This window comes from Sphingomonas antarctica, assembly GCF_965137005.1.
In the GTDB taxonomy this organism is placed as follows: domain Bacteria; phylum Pseudomonadota; class Alphaproteobacteria; order Sphingomonadales; family Sphingomonadaceae; genus Sphingomonas_O; species Sphingomonas_O antarctica.
Genome location: NZ_CBCRXM010000030.1, coordinates 1 through 6,197 on the forward strand (window position 1 = coordinate 1; position 6,197 = coordinate 6,197).

General features: G+C 61.5%; 5 protein-coding genes and 1 pseudogene. 3 read left to right on the forward strand and 3 right to left on the reverse strand.

Annotated elements, in window-relative coordinates:
* Positions 1–86: pseudogene (locus tag ACM9ME_RS15205) on the forward strand (integrase catalytic subunit); the annotation flags it as partial.
* A gap of 55 nt (positions 87–141) precedes the next feature.
* Positions 142–801, forward strand: a complete 660-nt coding sequence (locus ACM9ME_RS15210) for a substrate binding domain-containing protein (RefSeq protein WP_415644307.1) — start codon at positions 142–144, stop codon at positions 799–801.
* A gap of 297 nt (positions 802–1,098) precedes the next feature.
* Here ACM9ME_RS15210 and ACM9ME_RS15215 read toward each other — a convergent pair whose 3' ends face one another.
* Both ACM9ME_RS15215 and ACM9ME_RS15220 read right to left on the reverse strand, forming a co-directional pair.
* Positions 1,099–2,535, reverse strand: a complete 1,437-nt coding sequence (locus ACM9ME_RS15215; RefSeq protein ID WP_415644308.1) for an aldehyde dehydrogenase family protein — start codon at positions 2,533–2,535, stop codon at positions 1,099–1,101.
* Positions 2,536–2,552: 17 nt separating this feature from the next.
* Entirely contained in the window at positions 2,553–4,199 is a 1,647-nt protein-coding gene (locus ACM9ME_RS15220) for an acetolactate synthase large subunit (protein WP_415644309.1), read from the reverse strand.
* A gap of 170 nt (positions 4,200–4,369) precedes the next feature.
* Between ACM9ME_RS15220 and gdhA the strand changes: the two genes are divergently transcribed.
* Positions 4,370–5,725 (forward strand): NADP-specific glutamate dehydrogenase, encoded by a 1,356-nt coding sequence (gene gdhA, locus ACM9ME_RS15225; protein WP_415644310.1) that lies wholly within the window; start codon positions 4,370–4,372, stop codon positions 5,723–5,725.
* 33 nt (positions 5,726–5,758) lie between these two features.
* On the opposite strand, the gene ACM9ME_RS15230 is transcribed toward gdhA, so the two are convergent.
* Positions 5,759–5,905 carry a hypothetical protein gene (locus ACM9ME_RS15230; protein WP_415644311.1) on the reverse strand — a complete coding sequence of 49 codons (147 nt, stop codon included), beginning with the start codon at positions 5,903–5,905 and terminating at the stop codon, positions 5,759–5,761.
* Positions 5,906–6,197 lie beyond the last annotated feature (292 nt).

The window sequence follows — 6,197 nt, forward strand, 5'->3', positions numbered from 1 at the left end:
AAACGGCTTCACCGCCATATCCGGCCTCCGGTTCCGCTTCGCTCCACCTCCGCCCGGATATGGCGGCGGCGAGCATAATCCACTAACAATCAACCCGGTCCACTCGCCGGGGGCAGGTCAGTTGAGGAGGCCAATCGTGATTTGCATGGTCTGCTAGAACAGCCTCGAGGTGTTCTACGTCTTTCGGTCGACGCCGAGATTGGCTCGCGATTGGTGGCACCCGTCATCGCGGATTATTCGCAGCTTTTTCCGGACGTTCGCATCGAGATCGATCTGTCGGCGCGCCGGATCGATCTTGTGAATGAAAACTTCGATCTGGCGGTCAGGATTGGGTCTTTACCCGATTCCCGGCTCAGGGTTCGCCGTCTCGCAACACTACGAGGAAAATTATACGCGGCGCCCTCATACCTTGAGCAGGCGGGAACGCCGTCACATCCAAGAGAGCTCCACGACCATCGCCGCATCCATCTTCTGCATCAGGCTGACCAGGGTGAATGGTATCTGACAAATATTTCGAAAGCTGAACGCCACGTGGTCGCCGCGAACTGCCCAATCACGGCCAACAACATGGCTATGGTCCGCAAATTGGCGGAACTCGGGCTAGGCATTGCGGTGCTGGATGAGACGATGGCAAGCAGAGGTATTGCCAGCGGGACATTGTTAGCTGTTCTCTCCCAATGGGGGCTTCCCGGTGTTCCGCTGTCCGTGATTACCCCAGACCGTTACGTGCCTACGAAGACAAGGCTGTTCGTCAGTATGCTGGCCGATCGTATTTCAGGTTCGGTCGGCCTGACGGAATAGCGTTCAGATCGAAGGTCGCGCCTAAATTTGGGCCGGGAGCGGTTTGGCGCGTTCCGACCCGAGGGTGTAGAAGCGGACATCCACGAATTTAAGGTTCGCGCGTACTTGCCTATTGCCCAGACGGTACCGTCAGACCTGCCGGGCTTCCGCTAACCTCTGCGGATGAGCCGCAATCGACAGTAAAGCCGCTTCGTCCATTCCGGCGGTTCAACGGTGCTTGAGTCCTGCTTTACCAAGACGTGAGATAAATGTGCCGCTCTGGCCTTCATGAAGAAGGCGCTAAAGCGGCACGGCTCGTCACGACAGGCGACGGATCACCAGATTTCGGATTTCGGTCATGTCCTCCATAGCGAAGCGCACGCCTTCGCGGCCGAGGCCTGAATCCTTGACGCCGCCATAAGGCATGTTGTCGACGCGGAAGGAGGGGACGTCGTTGATGACCACGCCGCCGACGTCGAGGTCGTCCCATGCGTCGAGGGTCTTGAACAGGTCGCGGGTAAAGATGCCGGCCTGCAGCCCAAATTTTGAATCGTTGACCTCATCCAGCGCGGCTTTGAAGTCGGAAAATTTGGACAGAATGGCGAGCGGGCCGAATGCTTCCTCGCGATAGGCATCGGTGTCGCGCGGCACGTCTTCGATGATCGTCGCCTCGAGCATCGCGCCGTCGCGTTTGCCGCCGCACAGCAGCTTGGCACCAGCGGCAACTGCGGCTTGAATCCAGCCGTCGAGCCGTTTCGCTTCGCCTTCGGTGATCATCGGGCCGATGAAGACGTTACGGTCCTTGGGGTCGCCTGCGATCAGCGTCTTGGCGCGCGCAACGAACATGTCGCGAAAGAGGTCGTACACATCCTCGTGAACGATGATCCGCTGGGCGTGGATGCAGCTCTGTCCCGACTGGTAGAATGCGCCGAAGATCACGCGTTCGAGCGCGTCGTCCAGATCGGCATCGTGATCGATGATGCACGCGGCGTTGCCACCGAGTTCTAGGACGACCTTCTTCTTGCCCGCCTTGGCCTTCAGGTCCCAGCCGACCCCGGGCGATCCGGTGAACGACAATAGTTTCAAGCGCTCGTCTTCGGTGAACAGGTCTGCGCCGTCGCGATGGGCCGGCAGGATCGAAAAAGCGCCGCGCGGCAAATCGGTTTCGGCCAGCACTTCGCCGATAATGAGCGCGCCCAGCGGCGTCCGGCTGGCCGGCTTCATGACGAACGAGCAACCGACGGCAAGCGCGGGCGCGATCTTGTGCGCCGCCAGGTTGAGGGGGAAATTGAAGGGCGAAATGAAGCTGCACGGCCCGATCGGCACGCGCTTCCACATACCCATATAACCTTTGGCGCGCGGAGAGATGTCGAGCGGCTGGACCTCGCCGGTTATCCGCACGGACTCTTCGGCGGCGATGCGAAACGTGTCGATCAGGCGGCCGACTTCGCCCTCCGAATCCTTGATCGGTTTGCCCGCCTCGACACATAGCGCGAACGCCAGTTCCTCGGCGCGCTCGGTGAACCGGTCGACGCAATGTTGCAGGACGTCGCGACGGGCATAGGCCGGCATCCGCGCCATCGGCTCGGCTGCCTCGACCGCCCCCGCAATACCGGCGTTGATGGTCGCCGCATCGGCCTGCGCGCAGCGGAACGCGACTTCACCGGTGAACTTGTCGGTCACCGCCAGATCGGTGTTGGGCTGCTCCGCCTTGTTGTTGAGGTAGAGCGGGTAGACGTCCTTCAGCTTCACCATTGCGCGCCCTTCGGTCGTTAGAGCTGTGCGCTCAGCTGCTTGATGTCCTTATTCAGGATCTGGTCGTTTTCGGAATAATCGACCGGGCAGTCGATCAGATGGACTCCCTCGGTCGACAAACAGTGCGCCAACAGTTCGGGAAGATGCGCTGCACTTTCGACCCGGTGGCCGTGCGCGCCATAGGTTTCGGCATATTTCACGAAATCGGGGTTGCCATAGGTCAGCCCCCAATCCTTGAAGCCCATATTCGCCTGCTTCCAGCGGATCATGCCGTAACTGTTGTCGTTGAGGATCAGCACGGTGATGTTGAGCTTCAGCCGGACCGCGGTCTCCATTTCCTGGCTGTTCATCATGAACCCGCCGTCGCCGCAGATCGCCATGACTTTGCGGTCGGGATAGACCATTGCCGAGGCCATGGCCGACGGCAGGCCCGCGCCCATCGTCGCCAACGCGTTGTCGAGCAGCACGGTGTTCGCCTGGCGCGCGTTATAGTTACGCGCGAACCAGATCTTGTAGACCCCGTTGTCGAGGCAGATGATCCCGTCCGCGGGCATCGCTTCGCGCACTGCGCGCACCAGATGAGGCGGAAAGATCGGGAAGCGCGCATCGCCGTCGAGCGAGGCGGTATGCTCGACCTCGGCCTTGCGCGCCGCGAACATCGCGTCGAAATTCCACCGGCCCGACGGAACGATGTCTTCCTTCATTTGCCAGATTGCGTTGGCGATATCGCCCAGCACTTCGACATTGGGGAAATAGACCGGATCGACCTCGGCCGAGCGCGTCGAAATGTGGATCACCGGCGGGCCGCCGTCGCGCATGAAGAAGGGCGGCTTTTCAATGACGTCGTGCCCGATGTTGAGGATCAGGTCCGCACTGCCGATCGCCCGGTGCACGAAATCCCCCGCGGACAGCGCGGCACAGCCGAGGAATTTCGGGTGCGTCTCGTCGATCACGCCTTTGCCAAGCTGCGTCGTCAGGAACGGGATGCCGGTCTTCTCCACGAACTGGAGGAGCATGCGCCCGGTGAGTTTACGGTTGGCTCCAGCGCCGATGACGAGGATCGGCGACTTCGCCGCCTCCAGCATCTTCACCGCTTCGCGCACCGCCTTGGGTTCGGCGGAGGGACGCCGCGCCAGCGATGCCGGGATCGGCCGCGCATCGGTGTCCTCGTCGGCAATGTCCTCGGGAAATTCGATATGCGTCGCGCCGGGCTTTTCTTCCTCTGCCAGGCGATACGCTTCGCGCACGCGCGAGGGGATATTGTCAGCGGCCGCCAGCTGGTGCGTGAATTTGGTGATCGGCCCCATCATCGCGACGACGTCGAGGATCTGGAAGCGGCCCTGCTTCGATTTCTTGATCGGCTTCTGCCCGGTCACCATCAGGATCGGCATGCCGCCCAATTGGGCATAAGCGGCGGCGGTGACGAAATTGGTCGCACCTGGCCCGAGCGTCGCCATGCACACGCCGGTCTTGCCGGTGTGGCGGCCATAGGTTGCGGCCATGAAGCCCGCACCCTGTTCATGCCGCGTCAGGATCAGCTTGATCGATTTTGAGCGCGACAGGCTGTCGAGCATGTCGAGATTCTCTTCGCCGGGCACGCCGAAGATATATTCGCAGCCCTCCGCTTCCAGACACTCGACAAACAGATCCGACGCCTTGGTCATCTTTATGCCCCCATTTGGCGCGATCTTCCCCGGATCGCTGGCCGGGTCATGCACGATCAGGAAGCGAACGGAAAGCGATTCGCATCGCGTCCGAAACTACTGCTATCAATCGCCAGCGACTCCGGCCAACGGAGCGCGGTCGTGTGCACGAATCAAGAGGGGGATAGGGTATGTCGAAAGGTGATCATGTCGATTTGTCGCGCTTCATCGAGGGGGTGAAGAAGCGCAATCTGGGCCAGCCGGAATTCGTCCAGGCGGTACAGGAAGTTGCCGAGGACATTTTCGATTTCATCGCCGACAAGCCCGATTATCACGATTACCAGATCCTCCGCCGCATCGCCGAACCCGACCGGATCATCTCGTTCCGCGTGTGCTGGGAAGACGACAATCACAACATCCGCGTGCAGCGTGGCTGGCGGGTCCAGAACAACAATTCGATCGGGCCGTATAAGGGCGGCATCCGCTTTCATCCGTCGGTCACCGAAAGCGTGCTGAAGTTCCTGGCGTTCGAGCAGACGTTCAAGAACGCGCTGACCGGCTTGCCGATGGGCGGGGGCAAGGGCGGCGCGAACTTCAATCCGAAGGGCAAGAGCGATCACGAAGTGATGCGCTTTTGCCAGAGCTTCATGACCGAATTGTACCGCCATGTCGGCGCGGACGTTGATGTGCCCGCCGGCGATATCGGCGTCGGTGGGCGCGAGATCGGCTATATGTTCGGTCAGTATAAGCGCATCACCAACCAGTTCACCGGCGTGTTGACCGGCAAGGGGCTGGAATATGGCGGCTCGCTGATCCGGCCCGAAGCGACCGGTTACGGCGCGGTCTATTTCCTCGCCAACATGCTCAAGACCAAGGGGCAGGACCTCAAGGGCAAGACCGCGGTCATTTCCGGATCGGGCAATGTCGCGACGCATGCGGCGGAGAAGGTCACGCAACTCGGCGGAAAGGTCCTGACGCTCAGCGATTCCGGCGGCTTCATTCACGACCCCGACGGTATCTCGCAGGAGAAGATCGACTGGATCAAGGTCCACAAGACCAAGCGGCGCGGGCGGATCGAGGATTATGTCAGCGAGTTCAAAGGCGCGACCTTCACCGCCGGCAAGACCCCGTGGGGCGTGCCTTGCGATGTCGCCTTGCCGTGCGCCACGCAGAACGAATTGCTCGGTGACGATGCGCGAACCTTGGTCGCCAACGGCTGCATCGCGGTGGCCGAAGGCGCCAACATGCCGACCGATCTTGATGGGGTTCACGTCTTCAAGGCCGCGAAAATCCTTTACGCGCCGGGCAAGGCATCGAACGCCGGCGGCGTCGCCGTGTCCGGGCTGGAAATGAGCCAGAATTCGGAACGCCGCTCGTGGAAGGAAGCCGAGCTGCAACAGCTGCTGCTCGACATCATGGAGGGCATTCACGAACGCTGCCTGGCCTATGGCCGGGTGTCCGACGATTATGTCGATTACGTGAAGGGCGCGAACGTCGCCGGCTTCAAGAAAGTCGCCGACGCCATGCTGGCTTACGGCGTGGTCTGATCGGGCTACTTTCTATCGGCTGTGGCGGTGGCGTCAGTTAAGGGCGCCGCCGCCATGCCACCATTGCAGACCCGCCGATCCGGTGAAACCGGTCATGCCGTGATCCTCCGCCGCCGATCGGGACAGCAAGGCCGCGACCTGCGCGTGGTCGGAAACCGCCGCGCCCAAGTCGGAGTCCATCGGCGGGGTCAGAATATCGGCTGGCGGCACCGAAGTCAGTAAAAGGTCCGCGAACCCGCCGGTGCTGCCATCGATGCGGCTGAACGTCCCACGGTTGACGACCGCTGATGCCCCGAACGCGTAATCGCCGTTGACCGGGGTTCCCTTCAGATCGATCGACGCGATGCTGAGAGCTGGGCACCCACATCAACACGTCGCTGGCGCTGACGGCGGCGTGGCGAGGGCGTAGTTTCCCTCTCTGCCGGTTTGAGGGCGGCGCTTTCCGGCTGGTGAGGGCCGAACCGGCCTTCGC